Origin of the sequence: Proteus penneri (genome assembly GCF_022369495.1) — a bacterium.
Taxonomy (GTDB): Bacteria; Pseudomonadota; Gammaproteobacteria; order Enterobacterales; family Enterobacteriaceae; genus Proteus; species Proteus penneri.
This window is the reverse complement of sequence record NZ_CP059690.1, coordinates 217,168-235,651: the sequence shown is the minus strand read 5'-3', so window position 1 is coordinate 235,651 and position 18,484 is coordinate 217,168. Positions and strand designations below refer to the sequence as shown.

General features: G+C 38.8%; 18 protein-coding genes. 3 read left to right on the top strand and 15 right to left on the bottom strand.

Annotation, left to right across the window (positions count from 1 at the left end; all coding sequences use genetic code 11):
* Positions 1–91 precede the first annotated feature (91 nt).
* Positions 92–1,000, top strand: a complete 909-nt coding sequence (gene rdgC / locus H1225_RS01015; protein ID WP_006535171.1) for a recombination-associated protein RdgC — start codon at positions 92–94, stop codon at positions 998–1,000.
* A gap of 72 nt (positions 1,001–1,072) precedes the next feature.
* Here the strand turns inward: rdgC and yedF are convergent, their stop codons facing one another.
* From yedF to exbB, 14 genes are all read right to left on the bottom strand, one after another.
* Complete coding sequence (gene yedF, locus H1225_RS01010; RefSeq protein WP_006535172.1) at positions 1,073–1,315, bottom strand: sulfurtransferase-like selenium metabolism protein YedF; 243 nt, start codon at positions 1,313–1,315, stop codon at positions 1,073–1,075.
* Positions 1,312–2,538 carry a selenium metabolism membrane protein YedE/FdhT gene (gene yedE / locus H1225_RS01005; RefSeq protein WP_115065093.1) on the bottom strand — a complete coding sequence of 409 codons (1,227 nt, stop codon included), beginning with the start codon at positions 2,536–2,538 and terminating at the stop codon, positions 1,312–1,314. Before yedE ends, yedF begins: the two co-directional genes overlap by 4 nt.
* A 208-nt stretch (positions 2,539–2,746) precedes the next feature.
* Positions 2,747–3,766 (bottom strand): hydrogenase expression/formation protein HypE, encoded by a 1,020-nt coding sequence (gene hypE, locus H1225_RS01000; protein ID WP_006535176.1) that lies wholly within the window; start codon positions 3,764–3,766, stop codon positions 2,747–2,749.
* On the bottom strand, positions 3,763–4,899 hold the full coding sequence (hypD, locus tag H1225_RS00995; RefSeq protein ID WP_072063709.1) for a hydrogenase formation protein HypD: 1,137 nt from the start codon (positions 4,897–4,899) through the stop codon (positions 3,763–3,765). The genes hypE and hypD overlap by 4 nt, the downstream gene beginning before the upstream one ends.
* Positions 4,886–5,152, bottom strand: coding sequence for a hydrogenase maturation factor HybG (gene hybG, locus H1225_RS00990; RefSeq protein ID WP_161725084.1), 267 nt, complete (start codon positions 5,150–5,152; stop codon positions 4,886–4,888). Before hybG ends, hypD begins: the two co-directional genes overlap by 14 nt.
* Positions 5,143–6,327 (bottom strand): hydrogenase nickel incorporation protein HypB, encoded by a 1,185-nt coding sequence (hypB, locus tag H1225_RS00985; protein ID WP_161671089.1) that lies wholly within the window; start codon positions 6,325–6,327, stop codon positions 5,143–5,145. The genes hybG and hypB overlap by 10 nt, the downstream gene beginning before the upstream one ends.
* Positions 6,328–6,389: 62 nt before the next feature.
* A complete protein-coding gene (gene hybE / locus H1225_RS00980) occupies positions 6,390–6,884 on the bottom strand; it encodes a hydrogenase-2 assembly chaperone (RefSeq protein WP_006535183.1) in 495 nt (164 codons plus the stop codon).
* Complete coding sequence (locus H1225_RS00975; RefSeq protein ID WP_006535184.1) at positions 6,881–7,369, bottom strand: HyaD/HybD family hydrogenase maturation endopeptidase; 489 nt, start codon at positions 7,367–7,369, stop codon at positions 6,881–6,883. Before H1225_RS00975 ends, hybE begins: the two co-directional genes overlap by 4 nt.
* Positions 7,369–9,072, bottom strand: coding sequence for a hydrogenase 2 large subunit (gene hybC, locus H1225_RS00970; RefSeq protein WP_006535185.1), 1,704 nt, complete (start codon positions 9,070–9,072; stop codon positions 7,369–7,371). Before hybC ends, H1225_RS00975 begins: the two co-directional genes overlap by 1 nt.
* Positions 9,069–10,250, bottom strand: coding sequence for a Ni/Fe-hydrogenase cytochrome b subunit (hybB, locus tag H1225_RS00965; protein ID WP_006535186.1), 1,182 nt, complete (start codon positions 10,248–10,250; stop codon positions 9,069–9,071). The genes hybC and hybB overlap by 4 nt, the downstream gene beginning before the upstream one ends.
* Complete coding sequence (hybA, locus tag H1225_RS00960; RefSeq protein WP_006535187.1) at positions 10,237–11,250, bottom strand: hydrogenase 2 operon protein HybA; 1,014 nt, start codon at positions 11,248–11,250, stop codon at positions 10,237–10,239. Before hybA ends, hybB begins: the two co-directional genes overlap by 14 nt.
* Entirely contained in the window at positions 11,247–12,371 is a 1,125-nt protein-coding gene (hybO, locus tag H1225_RS00955; protein ID WP_072063712.1) for a hydrogenase 2 small subunit, read from the bottom strand. Before hybO ends, hybA begins: the two co-directional genes overlap by 4 nt.
* Before the next feature lie 1,890 nt (positions 12,372–14,261).
* Positions 14,262–14,690 carry a TonB system transport protein ExbD gene (exbD, locus tag H1225_RS00950; protein ID WP_006535192.1) on the bottom strand — a complete coding sequence of 143 codons (429 nt, stop codon included), beginning with the start codon at positions 14,688–14,690 and terminating at the stop codon, positions 14,262–14,264.
* A gap of 6 nt (positions 14,691–14,696) precedes the next feature.
* Positions 14,697–15,707 (bottom strand): tonB-system energizer ExbB, encoded by a 1,011-nt coding sequence (gene exbB, locus H1225_RS00945; RefSeq protein ID WP_239739391.1) that lies wholly within the window; start codon positions 15,705–15,707, stop codon positions 14,697–14,699.
* Positions 15,708–16,034: 327 nt separating this feature from the next.
* Here exbB and metC point away from each other — a divergent pair, with 327 nt between their 5' ends.
* Both metC and H1225_RS00935 read left to right on the top strand, forming a co-directional pair.
* Entirely contained in the window at positions 16,035–17,225 is a 1,191-nt protein-coding gene (gene metC, locus H1225_RS00940) for a cystathionine beta-lyase (RefSeq protein WP_109847898.1), read from the top strand.
* A gap of 124 nt (positions 17,226–17,349) precedes the next feature.
* Positions 17,350–18,018: a DedA family protein gene (locus H1225_RS00935; RefSeq protein ID WP_006535197.1), complete on the top strand. Its 669-nt coding sequence runs from the start codon at positions 17,350–17,352 to the stop codon at positions 18,016–18,018.
* Positions 18,019–18,258: 240 nt separating this feature from the next.
* Here H1225_RS00935 and H1225_RS00930 read toward each other — a convergent pair whose 3' ends face one another.
* Positions 18,259–18,429, bottom strand: coding sequence for a hypothetical protein (locus tag H1225_RS00930; RefSeq protein ID WP_006535198.1), 171 nt, complete (start codon positions 18,427–18,429; stop codon positions 18,259–18,261).
* Positions 18,430–18,484: the final 55 nt, after the last annotated feature.

Below are 18,484 nucleotides of genomic sequence, written 5' to 3'. Positions count from 1 at the left end.
ATGGATATTTTCTTTTAAGGGATATTACCTTTTAGATACCCTCAACATTCAGTATCATAATGCGGTAAATAATGATTAAGGGGAATGTCAAATGCTGTGGTTTAAAAATATTTTGGTCTATCGCTTAAATAAAGAGATAGCACTGTCAATGGATGAGTTAGAACAACAGCTTGCTTCATTGGCATTCACACCTTGCAGTAGCCAAGATATGACCAGAACAGGTTGGGTTTCACCGATGGGCGATCGTGGTGAAGCGCTTATCCATGTTGCAGGCAAACAAGTCATGATGTGTGCACGGAAAGAAGACAAAATCTTACCTGCGACAGTCATTAAACAAGCACTGCAAGACAAAGTTGAAAAACTTGAAGGTGAACAAGGTCGTAAACTGAAAAAAACAGAGAAAGCCACCTTAAAAGATGAAGTGATACATACCCTACTTCCTCGTGCATTTAGTAAATTCTCACAAACATTTATTTGGCTAGATTTAGAAAAACAACTCGTTATTGTTGATTCAGGCAGTGCAAAACGTGCTGAAGATAACTTAGCCTTGCTACGTAAAACATTAGGTTCATTACCCGTAGTACCACTGAATTTTAATGAATCTGTTGAATTAAAAATGACAGAGTGGGTACGCTCTGGAGAACTTCCAGCCGGTTTTACCTTGATGGATGAAGCGGAGCTAAAAGCAGTGCTAGAAGAAGGCGGTGTTATTCGTTGTAAAAAACAAGAACTAGTTTCTGACGAAATTGCGACACATATTGAAGCAGGAAAATTTGTCACCAAACTTTCTGTCGATTGGGAAGATCGCCTTCAATTTATGCTATGTGATGATGGCTCTATCAAACGTATTAAATTCAGTGAGACTTTACGTGAGCAAAATGATGATATTGATAAAGCCGATTTCGCCCAACGTTTTGATGCTGATTTTGTTTTAATGACGGGTGAATTAAGTGCACTGATTGAACGAGTCATTGAAGTGCTAGGTGGCGAAGCCGAATAATAACCTTTTCTCAAGAAAACAGCCTATCATTCACGATGTATAGGCTGTTTTTTTATCTAATAAAAATATAATTTATTTTTGAATTAAATAACGAATAGTTGGACCATCTTGTTGAATATCTAACACGGTATAACCATAGTTTTTCGCATCAAGTGGAATATTATTGATTGATTGAGGGCAATCACTCACCACTTCTAATATTTCGCCTTTTTTCAGTGATGGCATGGCTTCGAGTGTTGCCACCGCAGGATAAGGACAAGGTTCACCGACCATATCTAGACGATAATCAGGAATAATAGTGTCTTTCTGGCTCATGCAATTTCCTTATTAATCTGCGTTGAAATAGATTGTGCTTGTTGGGCTTTTTTACGGAAAAAGTGTTTTTCCCACCAAAGTAATAATGCAAATGACACACCAAGCATCAGATACGTCACACCTAATCCCCCCACAGGGCCAAAGGTATCAAGTAAATTAATTTTGTCATAATCCGTTGCGATCACTGAGGCAAAATCATCCCAATAATAAGCCAGTAATGTTGAACCGATTACGTTACCTAATCCAACCCACCAAAAGTGAATTTGACCTTCAACGGCACGATACATCCATCCTGTTTCACACCCACCAGCAAGTACAATACCGAAACCAAAGAGTAAGCCACCAATGACAGCATTCGGCCCTGCCCACATAATTTTCGGTGATGCACCTAATTGCACATAACTGAAGATCCCAATGGCACTGACTGCCATACCGATGATAATCGCTTTTGCCATATGGGTTCTGCCTGTTATCCATAAGTCACGGAAAGCAGAAGTAAAACAGATTTGCGCACGTTCAATTAAAATACCAAAACCAATACCGCCTAGCATCGCAAAACCTAGTTTTGGTGAATCAAAGAGAATAATTAAAGACCACGCAATCATGGCAAAAAAGATAACCATTCCCAATCTAAAACGACGTTTCGCACGTTGTTTATCTTGAGTAATTGGTGAAGCTTGGCTGACTTTTTGCAATTTTACTGGAATACGGAACAGAGGCATCAATGATAACTTGGCGCCAAAGTAAGAACCAACTGCCGTTGCAACCGCAAAAAACCAAGCATGTAAAGAGAACTGAGGAATACCCGTAAAGAAGGCGGCAAGGTTACAGCCCATTGCTAGACGAGCACCAAAACCAGCGATGATCCCACCTAGAACTGCTTGAAGAATACGAATTTTATGTTGAGGATGGCGAAGTTTGACATTGTTGGCCCAAAGAGCTGCCATAATACAACCGCCAAACATCCCGATAATCATCACACCATCAATACGCGTTAATGGTGTACCTTCAAGACCAATGATTTTAAAATAACCCCATTCTTCAGGATGAGCACCAAACCATTGCATTACGTGACCGCCCCAACGAGTAAATTCACCCGTGACAGCCCAAAAAGTGCCGGTTAAACCAAAATAGTAAGTTGATAAGATACCTGCCGCGATCACTGCTGGAAGGGGCTTCCAAAAACGGATCAGGTACTGGGATTTAAATTCTGACCAAGACATGTTTTTTCCTAGAACTTACCTCTACGAGAGACCCTCTCCACGCAGTAGGATTGGCTGCACATGTTACTCCGATAATTTTTTTATCAAAGAGTCAATATTCAGATAAATGAGAGAAATTTGCGTTATAACAAATTTTTTGTAACAGATAGGGGACTTATCCCACTTATAAATCGTCTGATCATTCAATCTATAAGCGGGAAAGAAGTGATTAGCAAATACGAGGTAATGGTTCGTTATAAGGTAAGTCAAGGATCCGACTAGTCCCGAAAATTCCTGTTAATCGAATATAATTATCCTCGGTAACTTCACCGATAGTACAAGCGTCTTTACCTAAAGTATGTTGATGTAATGCTTCAAGTACTTGGGCTTCAGCTTCTGGGGATACCACTAAAACAATTTTTCCTTCGTTAGCAAAATTCAGTGCTTCAAGCCCTAATAATTCACAAACGCCACGAACAGATTGTTTCATTGGTAATTTATTTTCATGCACATTCATGCCACAACCACTGGCTTGAGCAAACTCATGTAAAATTGCAGTCACTCCGCCTCGTGTTGCATCACGTAATGCACGAATACCTTTAATTTGACGTAGCGGCGCAATCATTGGCTCAAGAACAGCACAATCACTTTGTAGGTCCGCTTCTAATCCTAAGTTTTCACGAAGATTCAGAATTGTTGCCCCGTGATCACCAATCGTACCGCTCACTAAGATCTTATCACCAGCTTTGATATTACTTGCAGCCCAATTAATTGTGGTTGGAATAACCCCAATACCCGCAGTATTAATAAAGATCTTATCTGCAGCACCACGAGGAACCACTTTTGTATCTCCGGTAACAATTTGTATTCCTGCTTGCGTTGCTGCTTTCGCCATCGCCATAACAAGGGTTTCGAGGGTTTCAAATGGAAGCCCTTCTTCAAGAATAAAACCACATGAAAGGTAACGAGGAACCGCACCACCAACAGAAAGATCGTTAGCCGTACCACAAACAGATAATTTACCAATATTTCCACCAGGGAAAATAATGGGATCAATGACATAGCTGTCTGTACTAAATGCAAGACGATCGCCAAGCGTAGTTAACTCATTTAACGCGATCCGTGCTTGATCTTCTTTTTCATTTAATAATGGATTATCGAACGCTTTTAAAAACAGGCCTTCGATCAGTTGTTGCATACCTTGCCCACCATTTCCTTGGGCTAAAGTGATTTCATCGGGTTGTTTCATATATTACCTTCACGGCGATACTGATAATAAGCCGCACATGCACCTTCTGATGATACCATCAAGGCACCCAACGCCGTTTCTGGTGTACAACTTTTACCAAAGAGTGGGCAATCGGAAGGTTTGCATCGTCCTGTTAACACATCGCCACAGCGAGATTGTGGATTATCTGCCACTTTTTGTGGTGCGGGTGTAAAACGTAATTCAGCATCAAACTCAGAATAAGCTGGTGTTAATTGAATACCTGACATTGGGATTTCACCCAATCCACGCCATTCACTGGTTTCTTTTAACATAAACACTTCACTAAGTGCTTTTTGAGCCAACTTATTACCTTCGTTTGGTACAATGCGACTATATTGGTTTTCAATACTTAAAACATAATCTGCATTTTCTGCTTTTGCTTTAAGCTGTTTAATAACCATCAGTATAGCTTGCAATAAGTCTAACGGTTCAAATCCTGTCACCACAAAAGGCTTTTCAAATTCATCACATAGCGGTTGATATGGTGTACAACCAATTACCATACTCACATGTCCCGGTGCAATAAAGCCATCAATGCGAACATCATCTTGCTCAAGTAGACAACGTAAAGTAGGTACGATAGTAATGTGCTGACAAAATAGAGAAAAGTTTTTGAGTCCGCGCAATTTCGCTTGTTGTAGCGTCATGGCAGTACTTGGCATTGTCGTTTCAAAACCTAAACCGAAGAAAACAACTTGTTTATCTGGGTTATCTTGTGCAATTTTGAGTGAATCGAGTGGCGAATAAACAATACGAATATCACAACCACGACGACGCGCATCAAGCATTGAGCCATTACGTCCTGGTACTCGCATTGCATCACCAAAAGTACAAAAAATCACGTCAGGACGGGCTGCGATTTCTAAACATGCATCAATTCGCCCCATCGGTAATACACAGACAGGACAACCCGGTCCATGAACAAATTCAATTTCTTCTGGTAATAAGCGGTCTAGACCAAATTTAAAAATGGCATGAGTATGCCCACCACACACTTCCATAATTTGTAATGGACGTGTAATTGGCTGAGGCCATTGTGAAATAGTTTCACGAATTTGGGTCAGTAAAGCTTTCGCAAGTTCAGGATCACGAAATTCATCAACATACTGCATCATCAGCCTCTTCGAGGGTCACACCATAAACATGCTGTAATGCATCAAGGGTATCTTGTGCTTCTTGTTCATCAAGAATACTCATGGCAAATCCCACATGAATAAGTACCCATTTGCCTAATAATTCACTAGGTTCGCCTTCACATACCATCGAAATATTAACAGCACGTTTGACGCCACTGACTTCAGCATAAGCGAGTTGGTGGACGTCTTCGCCCACCTCAACTATTTTAGCTGGAACACCTAGGCACATAAACGACTCTCCAACCAAGTTAACCACTCTTCCATGCCTTCACCTGTTGTTGCTGATAACGCAATGATTTCGATATTTGGGTTAACACGGCGAGCTGATTCAATACAGGCTTGAACATCAATATTCAAATGGGGTACTAAATCAATTTTGTTGATAATCATTAAATCAGACGCAGCAAACATATGCGGATATTTCAGTGGCTTATCTTCACCTTCAGTGACAGAAAGAATAGCCACTTTATGCTTTTCACCCAGATCAAAACTGGCTGGGCACACTAAGTTACCCACGTTTTCAATAAAGAGAACGCTATTGTCTTGTAAGCCTAATTGGTGTGTCGCATCATGCACCATTTGAGCATCAAGGTGACAACCTTTACCTGTATTCACTTGGATCGCAGGTACACCGGTTTCACGGATACGATCCGCATCATTGGTGGTCTGCTGATCGCCTTCGATCACGGCGCAAGGAACACGTTGCGCTAACTGTTTTAACGTTTGTGTTAACAGTGTGGTTTTGCCAGAACCGGGGCTTGAAACGAGGTTTAATGCCAACACATTTTGTTGTTCAAAATGTTCGCGGTTATGAACAGCAATTCGGTTATTTTTATCTAACACATCCATTTCAATTTTTAGCATACGCTTTTGGCTAATACCGGGAGCATGTGTCCCTGCTTCACCTTGGCCATAATGCATATTCTGATTTTCAATCACTGGGCTAAATTGCTCTTCATGCTCATGATCGTGCTGATGTTCGTGAGAGTGACTATGTGAATGGTCGTGGCTGTGTGAATGGTCGTGATCATGATGATGATCGTCATGTCCATGATGATGTTCATGGAAAACAGGTGTTTCGTTTAGCTGTGCATCGTTATGAAAATGGAGGTGAACATCACCACTGTTATGATAATAGTGATGATGAACAATGATAGGCTGACCATTGGTCTCGTAGTTATGCTTATGCTTTTGTTCAGACTTATCAATATATTTATGAACAGTATTCGCTGGAGTAGCATTGTGTTCATGATGGTGATCATGCCCATGATGGCCGTGATCATGATGATGACCGTGGTCGTGATGATCATGGTCATGAGAGTGATGATGGTGGTGCTCATGTGAATGAGGTTCTACACCTTCAATTCTGACATTGCCTTCACCACAACCGCAAGTGCTACACATATTCTGACTCCTGTACTATTCAATAAGAAGAATGTGACTCTGTGTCGCGTAAAATTTCTACTCTATGATCTTAACTGACCACGGAAGAGAGAACGACGACTTAAATCAACTTCTGCTACGGATTGTGTCTGAACAGGAAGAGAAAGAGCCATTTTTACACTATTTTCAACCAACTCAACAGCATGTTCCGCTGCTAAATGTCTATCAAGTGGCGACATTAATGAACAAGCAAGGTACTGCATTCCCTCGGCAAGCTCACCCACAACGAATTTTATCTGACCACATGGTAATTCTAACCCAATGCGATCACCTACTTTTCGGTGTGGCCATTCTTGTGAAGGCCCCGGGAAAACGACAAGCTCTAACATCCAAGGAGTAAGAACAGCACCAATCCACTGATTTTCAAATAAAGTAAAGCCTCCCGCTTTTACAGGAATGCCTTCACGATAAAAAGGAAGCCCTTTCATCTCTTTGTCAGCGATTTCACTAAAACGCGCTTCAAGTTGCTCAACAGGCGGTTCATCATATCCTATGATATCCCAGCTTAATTCATTCATGCTGTTACCTCTTTAGGTGTGACAGAAATGCCATATTCACGCAAAATATTCACGACATGTTCTAGTGCTATTTCCATTGATTTCTCACCAATGTCAGACAGCGACATGCTTGGCTCTAATGATGCAGGTTCAATTCCCACTAAAATCAGTTTACGTGGAAATTCATCTGTCATACGCAGTGCCATTAATACATCAGATAAACCTAGCTGATGAGGCGAGATCTTCTGTGTAAAAAGTGCTGGAACATCATCATCATGTAACACAAAAATACTGCCTGGTTCATGATTACTTCTCACCGCATCAGCAACAATCAGGAGATCTCTTGCAGCGATATCTTGCAAGATTTCCATACCTGATGTGCCACCATCAATAACATCGACGTTCTCTGGTAAAGAGAAGCGCTCTTCGAGCGCTTCTACTATACGAACACCAATGCCTTCATCGCTTAGTAATAAATTACCAATGCCTAAGACGAGAGTTCGCATTATAATACCTTCACCTTACTAAGTTCTTTACCTGTTAAATCAACCATATGCACAGCACACGCCATACATGGGTCAAAGGAGTGGATCGTTCTTACCACTTCCAATGGTTTTTTCGGATCAGCAACAGGTGTACCAACAAGAGATAACTCATAAGGACCCGGTTCATCATTAAAGTTACGAGGACCCGCATTCCATGTTGATGGAACAACTGCCTGATAGTTAGTGATTTTACCGTCTTTAAACACGATCCAGTGAGATAACATACCGCGAGAAGCTTCTTCAAAACCAACACCACGATACTCTTTGCCTGGTTCAAACTCTGGTTTAATAAAGGCAGCAGTATCACCACGACCAATATTATCAACCAATGATTGCCATAAGAAGTTTAGAGAATCTTGTAATACGCAAGCATGAACAGTACGTCCAATAATACGACCCCAAGTTGACTCTAACTGCTCATTAACCAGTGTTTCACCAGTTAATTTAGTATAGATTTCATTAACTTCGTTATAGTGTTTAACAGTCCCTTCATGCTTACCTGCTAAACCACATACTAACCATGCTAATGTTCCCACTTCGACAGGTTTACCATAGAATGTTGGTGATTTAACCCATGAGTATTTATTGTTTTCATCCCAACCAGTATATTTAGGACGAGTTAAACCTTCCCATGGTTTTAATGGTTCATCATCTTCATACCATGCGTGTTTACCACTTTCTTCAATACCCTCTTTCAAGTTTTCATCTTTCCAGTTTTTAATTGGACGATACGTTGAAAAATCAACGCCTTCCATATAACCACCAGATAATAAAAACTCGGTATTATTACCGTTGATTGGTAACTCAGGTACAGATAAATAGTAGTTCGCACCTTTACCAATTTTTAGCCACTCTGGGTAATAAGCAGCAAAAATTGCAGTATCGACTTTATAAACTTGTTCAATAAAATCGCCAAGATTATCGATAAAGTGCTTCACATACATTAAACGTTCTAAGTTAAGAACACTTGGTGCATCAAGGTTAATTGGGTTAGCAACACCACCCACAGCCAAGTTTTGAATATGAGGTGTTTTACCACCAAGAACCGCTACAATACGGTTTGCATCACGCTGACATTCAAGTGCTTGCAGATAGTGAGCAACAGCAATCAGGTTAACTTCTGGTGGTAATTTCATGGCTGAGTGACCCCAATAGCCATTGGCGAAAATACCTAACTGACCGCTGTCAACCAGATCTTGAATTTTCTTCTGAACTTTTCTGAATTCTTCAGCAGAGTTCAATTGCCACTTAGAAACACCTTTCAGCATTGCTGACGCTTTTTCAGGATCTGCTTGTAATGCCGAAGTAATATCAACCCAGTCCATCGCAGAAAGCTGATAGAAGTGAACGATATGGTCATGAAGAATATGAGAAGCCAAAATAATATTACGGATATACTGCGCATTGACAGGAATATCCATACCTAAGGCATCTTCAACAGCACGTACTGAGGCAATTGCGTGAACTGTCGTACAAACACCACAAATACGTTGCACGATTATCCATGCATCACGAGGATCGCTTCCTTTTAGGATCTCCTCCATTCCGCGCCACATGGTACCGGAAGACCAAGCCTTAACAACTTTTCCGTTATCAATTTCACAATCGACGCGTAAATGCCCTTCAATACGGGTAATAGGATCAATAGTAATGCGTTGGCTCATGATTTAACCTCAGCCTTTTTTAATTGTATATTTGAATCTGTTTGTGCAGGTAAAACCGGCAATAAACGGATAATAAGAATGTAAGCTGTTACTTCAAATGCAACGAAACCAATAGAAATCAGCAATTCGCTTGCTGTTGGGAAATAGTGGTAACCATTGCCTGGATTGTAAGCAACTAAAGAGTAGTTCATACGCCACATTGCTGCGCCAATTAAGATAAATAAAGCACAAACAAACAGCATTCTTGGACTACGGCGGTTATTATTTAAATGCATCAAAATGAGAGGAATTAATAACAATACACTTTCAGCAATGAATAACCACGAGAACATATCTCCATTTCCGATATAACTCAGTTTGCCGTTCCAAATAATTTCACCCCAGCGACATACCAAGAATGCGATCAGTAACACTTCGATCACTTTTGTTAACTTGGTAAATAGCGGTGTTTCATCATCATTCATGGTACGGCTTGCTTTTAATAAAGAGCCTTCAAAAATAACGATAGTGAAACCAAGGAGGAAAGCCGTTAACAGAGAAAACAACGGTAACATCTCATAAGATTGCCACAATGGATGTACTTTCCAACCCGCTGAAATCATTAATGATCCCATTGAAGATTGGTGCATGGTTGGCAGTAAAGCACCAAGACCAATAATAAAGAACATCGCTTTGTTAAGACGTTTCAACGACACTTTCCAGCCTAAACGTTCTAATAACGCAGGTAAGAATTCTAATGCCATCACCATAATGTAGATGGTCATACAGGTCGCTGTTTCAAACAACACGGAGTTAACGTTAAAGTATTGCGGCATAAAGAAGTGAGGCATGTTCCAATAACGACCGATATCAATAGCAATGGATAAACCACCTAATGAATAGCCGAACAAGCTCGCTAACAATGCAGGGCGCACTAATGGGTGAAATTCCCCTTTATTAAAGACATAAACAGCCCATGCAAGTGCCCAACCACCACATGCAAAGCCTGTTCCTATCAATAAGTCAAAGGCAATCCAGATACCCCAAGGATATCCCCCATTCAGATCAGAGACGTCGCCCAGACCTAATACCAAACGCTTACCAATAAGAATAAAACCGAGCACAGCAAGCGGTAAAAATACTCTTACTGCGAGAGTAAATAACTTACCGCCAAGTGGACGAGGATCATGACTCGACATCGTTATCCTCCTTGTGGTGTTCCTGCTCTTGTTTTTTACTATTACGGTTAACCAGATAGGTGATCCCTGCAAGGGCTGCTATTGGTAATACCATGCCTTTATAAAGCGTATGTTGAATATGCTCAGAACGTGCACCCGTTGATAATGGTGCGACTTCTGGCATTCCTAAATTGTCGAAAGGAACAGCAGAAAGTACCATAACTTGCGTACCACCACCTTCAAACTCACCATAGATATGATCTTGATATTCAGGAATTTTATGCAGATAAGTATCGCCACCACTAATGGTTTGACGTGGGTAATGATATTCTTCACCCGCTTTTTTCGCTAAACGACGTTTTGCTTCTTCAAGCAATTCTTCTCGTGTACCGAAAATAACCGCACCAGTTGGACACACTTCAACACAACCTGGTAATAAGCCTTTATCTAAACGCTCAACACCTTTTTGGTTACAAAGCTCACATTTATAGAGCTTACCAAATGGATCGTCATAGTCGTATTTTGGAATGTTATAAGGGCATCCCACCATACAGTAACGACAACCTGTACAGATATCCGCGTGATAATGGACAATACCGGTTTTTGGATCTTTGGTTAACGCAGAAACAGGACAAACAGAAACACAGTTTGCATCAACACAATGCATACATTGTTTCTTAATAAAGGCATAACCGTTTTCCAGTTGGTCTTTATTTTCACCAGTACCATCACGCCAAATTTGAATAATGTTATTTGTGTAAGGACTTAATTTGTCATTGTTTGACCAAATCGGATCACCATTAGCGTAAGTATCACCACGCTCCATTGGCTCCGGGTGATTAATTTCCTGACATTTTGTGACACATGCTTGACAGCCTACACACAGTGTAGAGTCATAGAGCATACCGAGAGACCCAGGAATTGGGGGACGGTTCTGCGCCGCAGCATGACTCACAGTGGGTGCCATTCCCGCAAGAAGAACCCCACCTGATGCCAGCTTAAAGAAATGACGCCTATTCACCGTTTATCCTCCTGTGAGGCTCCTGTGGCATTCTTGTCACGGCCTAATTGACGCACAGCCATCACACTGACACCCGCAACTGCACCCACGACAGCACCCAGTAAACCAGCTGCACCATAAGAGACACCGCCACCTTCTTTTGCATTAACATCAGGCACTTGTGCTTTTGGTGTTGGCTGATAAACGTTCGCTAATTGGAAAATACCTTTAGTAAAGCCAATCCCTTCTTCGTTACATCCGTAACAAGGGTGACCGATACCCACAGGCCAAATTCCACCACCGACATCACAGAATTCCAATGTTGGGCAGTTACCATAGGTTTCAGGGCCTTTACAGCCTAAATGGTATAAACACCAACCTTGACGATGACCTTCATCACCAAATTCTTTAGCAAAACGACCCGCATCAAAATGAGGGCGACGTTCACAGTTTTCGTGAATTAAACGCTCATAAGCAAAAAGCGGTCTGTTTTTGCTATCTAACTTAGGCAATTTGTTGAAAGTAATAATATGTGCAACAGTTGCTAAGAAGTTATGTGGATTTGGTGGACATCCTGGAATATTAATCACGGTTTTACCCGGTAAAATTGCTTCCAATGATTTAGCCCCTGTTGGGTTACCCCCAGTTGCTGGCACACCACCCCATGCAGAACATGAACCAATTGCAATAATCGCAGCAGCCCCTTCAGCGGCTTCTTTGATATGCTCAAGAATAGGTTTTCCTGCAACCATACAGTAAACACCGCCATCTTTGTCTGGGATTGAACCATCGACAACGAGAACGTACTTACCTTTATATTTCTCCATCGCATTGTGTTTATTTTCTTCAGCTTGATCACCAAAAGCTGAAGAAAGCACTTCATGATATTCAAGTGCGATAACATCAAGTACTAGGTTTTCCAGAGTCGGGTGAGTTGCACGTAATAAAGACTCCGTACACCCTGTACACTCCTGAGCACCAATCCAGATAACGGGTGGGCGTTCAGGTGACACCATTGCTTCTGACATTTCTGCGGCTGCTTTGCCGCTTAATCCCATGGTAGCTGACAACGCAGCACACAATTTCATAAAATCGCGTCGGTTAATACCATGATGGGAAAAAACATTATTCCCCAAGGCCATATATCTCTCCTGATATGATGATTTTTAATTGGAATAATTTTAAAACACCGCCTTTTTAACACTCCGACACAATAATGACTTGATCATTATCAAGCGATAATTCATTAAAAAATAAATTATTCCTTTATGTGAGTAAAAACGTTTCAGCAATATAAAGTTTAATGCCTATTTTTTATATATTTCGTCATTTTAAATTTATTAAAATACTATTTAATAATGATAAGGAGAATAGAAATAATTATCATTATCTAAAAAATAAGAGAAAGAATAAAACTTAAACTCTTATTAATTAACAACTTACAAACAAGACAAAAAACAAACAATTTATAAGACAATATATTTAAAATAATACAAAATTAATAATTAATATTTTCCATTTTCTAAAATCCTTTATTAAAAACAAGTTTTAATATATTTTTTAATTATAATGACGACTCTTTTTTTCATATTATCAACCTTTATATTACATTATAAATAATGTTAAAAATTGCATTTCATAAACAAGAAATCATTACATTAATATATTTAATTTCAGCCTATGTTAATTACTAATTTATCCAATCTTCATTTGTTATTATTTTTCAATCATTATTACTCTGTTTACTTTTTAGTCAAAAATTGACCTATTTTTCTTATCATTTTTCATATAGTTATATATATATTCGTTTTTGGAATAAGCCAATACCCTAGCGCAAAATCGCTATAAAATTAAATACATATTGATGTACGCCAACATTCAAAGATAAGATCATTAATAATTACTAATTAGTACATAATAGTAATCATTTCTTTAAGTTATTTTATAACATATCTAATTTATAACGAAATTAATGCAAATAAAATTTAATGTTAAATCCCTGTTGTTTTTATGGATAAAAAATACAATTTCTCGATAAATAATCCCTTAATGGGGCCTATTTCTTTTTTTTGTGAGAATAGATAAAAGAAGTGGTCATAAATCTAAAAGATTGAGAAATATTTTGTTAACTGTTTGTGTTTTTAATCAAGCAAGATCTCGTGGCTAATAAGCGGTAAATTGAGAATAGGCATCAAAATGCAAAATGATGCATAACCAACACACACTCAGCAGTCCTCGTCTTAGAAGACTCAGTAACAGCAGATATAACAAGCAAAATAAAAAAGCCATAACACCGAAATGTTATGGCTTCTAAATTTATTAAAATAATAAAATGCTATGTGTAGTTCTCTGCCTTTCATGTTTTATTTTACTCACTGCTTATCAAAGATAAGTAGCGGTTTGAATAAGTAAATAAAATCTACTTACCAGAAATTAGAATGACTGAAAACAACGGTCTACCTGGTGCAATAAAAAAATAAGTATCCAAATGAGGATAACTTAGATAATAAATAAATTAGGCGTTATAACACGTTACAGAATATTTCAATTTGTAACGTGGGTGCATTATATCCAATAAGATTTTTTGCGCAAGTTTTTTTACACTTAAATCAAATTAAAATAAAGACATTATAAATCACAAGGTTATAGATAAATTTAACTTTAAAAAGTCGATATCAACAAATCTAAAAATGAAAAAAAATGAAGAGTTAATGAATATTAATGTTAGAGGAGTTCAAATAATGATATCTACTTAGCATTAATTGATTCAGCCAGCTATCTCACAATAAACTTAATTAACTATTTATTCTGTAACTTAATCTATCCATTATTAATATTATTTAATACTAAAGTTAAATTTTATTCTAACTCAATTTTATTAATAACATCGATAATCATTAAAAATGGTAAAAATATAAATGCTATATCGCCTATACAATAAAAAAGCACTTTATTCATCATTTCACAACGACAAATAAAGTGCTTTTAAAATAGCGTAATAATACTTAGATAAATAACTTATTTGCTAGATGTTAACCACCTGTAGAGACGGTTTCCATTCCCACTAGCCCAACTTTGAGATAACCCGCTTTTCTTAGCGAATCCATTGCAGCCATTAACGTTTCATAATCAACCGTTTTATCCGCTTGGAAAAAGATTGTTGTCTCTTTGTTTGCTTGTGTCATCGTATCTAACACATTAGCCATCGTTTCATGTGTGACCATCTCTTCACCAATGAAAATTTGTTTATCCGACTTAATCGTTAAATAAACAGGCTTTTCAGGGCGCGGTTGGGGTTTAGCACTTGAAGCGGGTAAATTTACTTTTATATCAACAGTAGCTAAAGGTGCCGCCACCATAAAGATAATGAGTAGAACCAACATGACATCAATAAAAGGCGTCACATTGATATCATGTAATTCATTATCATCACCTGAATCATCACCAAGACGCATTGCCATAATTCATTACCTTGCTTTGCTGTTTTCGATATCTAAATCACGGCTGACTAATGTCACCACACCCGTTGCGATATCACCGATTTCACCACGATAACCCGCGATCATACGAGCAAAAATGTTATAAATAATAACCGCAGGAATAGCGGCAATCAGACCAATCGCGGTTGCTAATAACGCTTCTGCAATTCCCGGCGCAACAACAGCAAGATTTGTCGTTTGAGAATGTGCAATACCGATAAAGCTATTCATGATCCCCCAAACCGTACCAAAAAGGCCGATAAAAGGAGAAATTGCACCGATTGTGGCTAAGTAACCATTACCGCGACCTAATTCACGGATAATTGCTGCAACGCGACGTTCCATACGCATTTCAACACGTTCTTTAATGCCTGATGCCACTTTACTTTCTTGAGAGTAAGTACGCTCTAATTCTGCATCATTAAAGAAATCAGCAGTTGCACTCTTATTACCAAATTTTTTGCTAATTGCTAACGCATCGTTGAGTGATTTAGCTTCAACTAACTGAGCCGTCTCATTTCTTAAGCGGCGACACAGCGAGAGCAGGTAGCTGCCTTTCGCGAAAAATAGTGCCCAAGTAACAATAGAGGCTAACAGTAAGCCAATCATGACACTTTTAACGACTAAATCGGCATTACGATACATGCCCATAACGGACAAATCTTCTGCAAATCCGCCACCTGCAACCATTTCAGGTTGTACTTCTGATGGTGTATTTTCTGTCGCTGAAGGTACATTCTCTGAGTTCTCAGCCGTTATTACAGATGTATTTTCACCTTCAGGCTTAGCGGTTTCAGTACTTTCTGCCTTCGCTTCATTACCCGTTGTAGAGGCCGTAGCGGAAGTAGCTGTTGTCTGTGTAGTCGTTATCGGTGTAGAAGCTGTTGAAGAAACGGCAGCAGTAGTTGGCTGTTCAGTTGGTGTGGCAGGAGTCGTATCCGCAAAAGCAGAGCCTGTCAGACCGATTGCCAATAGAATAGAAGCTGTCAAATTACGCATCAGTTGGCCTTTTACTCTCTTTTTTATCTAATTATTTATTCAGCAATGACATTTTTACGTCATTACTTACCCAAAATCGTTTACTTACAATCATCCTGTTTGCCATCAGGAAAGAGAAAACGCTCAAATGATATCAAACATGAAGCATTTTGATAGTAATTATCATTACTATTTGGCGATTTTTTTCCATCTGTCCATTTTTAAGACAAATTATCGTTCTTTCACGTAACGTGAAATTTTATCAACTACCCAGCAACTCTTTTGTACTTATCCAAAAAATGAATTAACTTGAGGTAACACACCATCACTTAAAAGAAGGTATTAAGGATGACGCTAAAACAACAAGAAACCTCACTCCTCCTTTCTGGTCGAGCTAAAAAATATTCTCAAGGCGCAGTAAATCCAATTATACAACGAACATCATCCGTTATTTTTGATTCCGTTGCGCAAAAACGAGATGCAACAAAAAAACGTGCTGAAGGCGCACTTTTTTATGGTCGTAGAGGCACAACCACACACTTTGCTTTACAAGAAGCACTCACGGAATTAGAACAAGGTGCAGGATGCGCATTATTTCCTTCTGGTGCTGCAGCAATCACACAATCTATACTCGCGTTTATTGAACAAGGTGATCATATTCTTGTCACGGGTTCGGCTTACGATCCCACACAAAACTTTTGTGATCAGATCTTACGTAAATTCTCAGTCACAACGACTTATTTTGATCCTTTAGTCGGCAATGCGATCAGCCAATTACTACGCCCTGAAACAAAAATCGTTTTTCTTGAATCGCCAGGATCAATCACGATGGAAATTCAAGACCTACAAGGAATAGTCAATTCAGTTCGCCAATATAACCCTGAAATCATTATTATGATTGATAACACTTGGGCGTCGGGAATATTACTTAAACCATTAATGCTTGGTGTTGATATTTCTATTCAATCAGCAACAAAATACATTATTGGTCACTCTGATGGCATGTTAGGTTTTGCTGTTGCCAATGAACGTTGCTGGGCACAATTACGCGAAAATGCCTATTTATTAGGACAATGTGTCGATCCTGATACTGCGTATATGACAGCAAGAGGCCTCAGAACATTACCCGTGAGAATGAAACAGCATGAACAAAGTGCATTGGAAGTCGCTCGTTGGCTAAAACAACATCCTTTAGTCGATAGTGTTTATCACCCTGCCTTATCTTCTTGCCTAGGTCATGAATATTTTCAACGTGATTTTTCAGGCAGTAACGGGTTATTTTCTTTTAGTTTAAAGAAAATCCTAACTGCTGAAGAATTTGCTCTTTTCTTAGATAATTTCTCATTATTTAAAATGGCATTTTCATGGGGTGGGTTCGAATCTTTAATTTTGGGTTATCAACCTAATGATATTAAAGCTATGCGCCAGTACGAAACACAACCCGAATTTACAGGCACATTATTCCGTGTTCATATTGGATTAGAAAATGTAGACGATCTGATTGCAGATCTCGAATCCGCATTTTTACGTATTTCTTAATAAAGAATGAATTTTTTATTAAAAAAAATCTATCCCTGTGGCTCCACAGGGATTAAATCAAACTGTTGTCTTTATTTTGCGTTAGAATAGCGAACATAAAGTCTTTTTTAATGCGAGTTCGCTAATGGAAACATTAAAAGAGATAATTCACGCATTAATGCAACATGATTATATGGTGCTGGCTAATCCTAATGTGTTGTGGGTTATCTATATTGTTCTTTTTGTTATTATTATGCTGGAAAATGGGGTATTACCCGCAGCATTTTTACCCGGAGATACACTGCTTATTCTATGTGGTGCACTTATTGCGAAAGATGTTTTACATTTCTTTCCAACCATCATCGTATTAGGTACAGCTGCCAGTTTTGGGAGTTGGTTAGGCTTTTTACAAGGCCGATGGCTCAGTGACACAAAAGTAGTTAAACGCTGGATGGCACAACTACCTGAGCAATATCACCATAAAGCGAATGATCTTTTCCATCGTCAAGGCTTATATGCTTTATTGATTGGCCGTTTTATTGGTTTTGTTCGAACATTATTACCCACGTTAGCGGGATTATCCGAATTACAACAACGTCGCTTTCAAATATTTAACTGGTTAAGTGGCTTTCTATGGGTAGGTATTATTGTGTCACTAGGTTATGTGTTGAATTTAATTCCCTTTATTCAAAAGCATGAAACATTAGTGATGAATATTTTGATGACATTGCCTGTATTGCTCTTAAGCGCAGGTTTAATTGGCTCTATCGTAATGTATATTCGCCATCGTAAAAATAGCACCAGTAATAAGTAATTCAAAAAAACGCCATTATTTTAAACATCATAATGGCGTTTTTTAATCATCTAGCACTTGCAAAGTTCAGTTGTTCATTATCTTATCTCCTACTTATTAATATATTAGTAAAAATCCGTTTATATTTATCACCATCATTTTTTATCGTAATCTGTTTATCGTTAAAGCTTTATCGCTTTTGATGCGAGAAAAGTAGGAATATAATTATCAACCAAAAAACGTGCATAAGGCGCGAAGCCTTCAACAAAATCTTGCAATAAAAGCAACGGGATTCGGCGTTAAATGGGCTTTCCAGTGACCTTTTTTAGCCGCAATAATATCGTCATCACTAACAGGTTTAGACCACTGATTTTCCATTGCGGCTTGTTTATCCCAGTGTTCTTGGTTTAATGTTAAATAATGACTTTCCATATTACTCCTTATAAATTAACAACAATATGAACCGTTATGGTCATAAGAAAAGCCA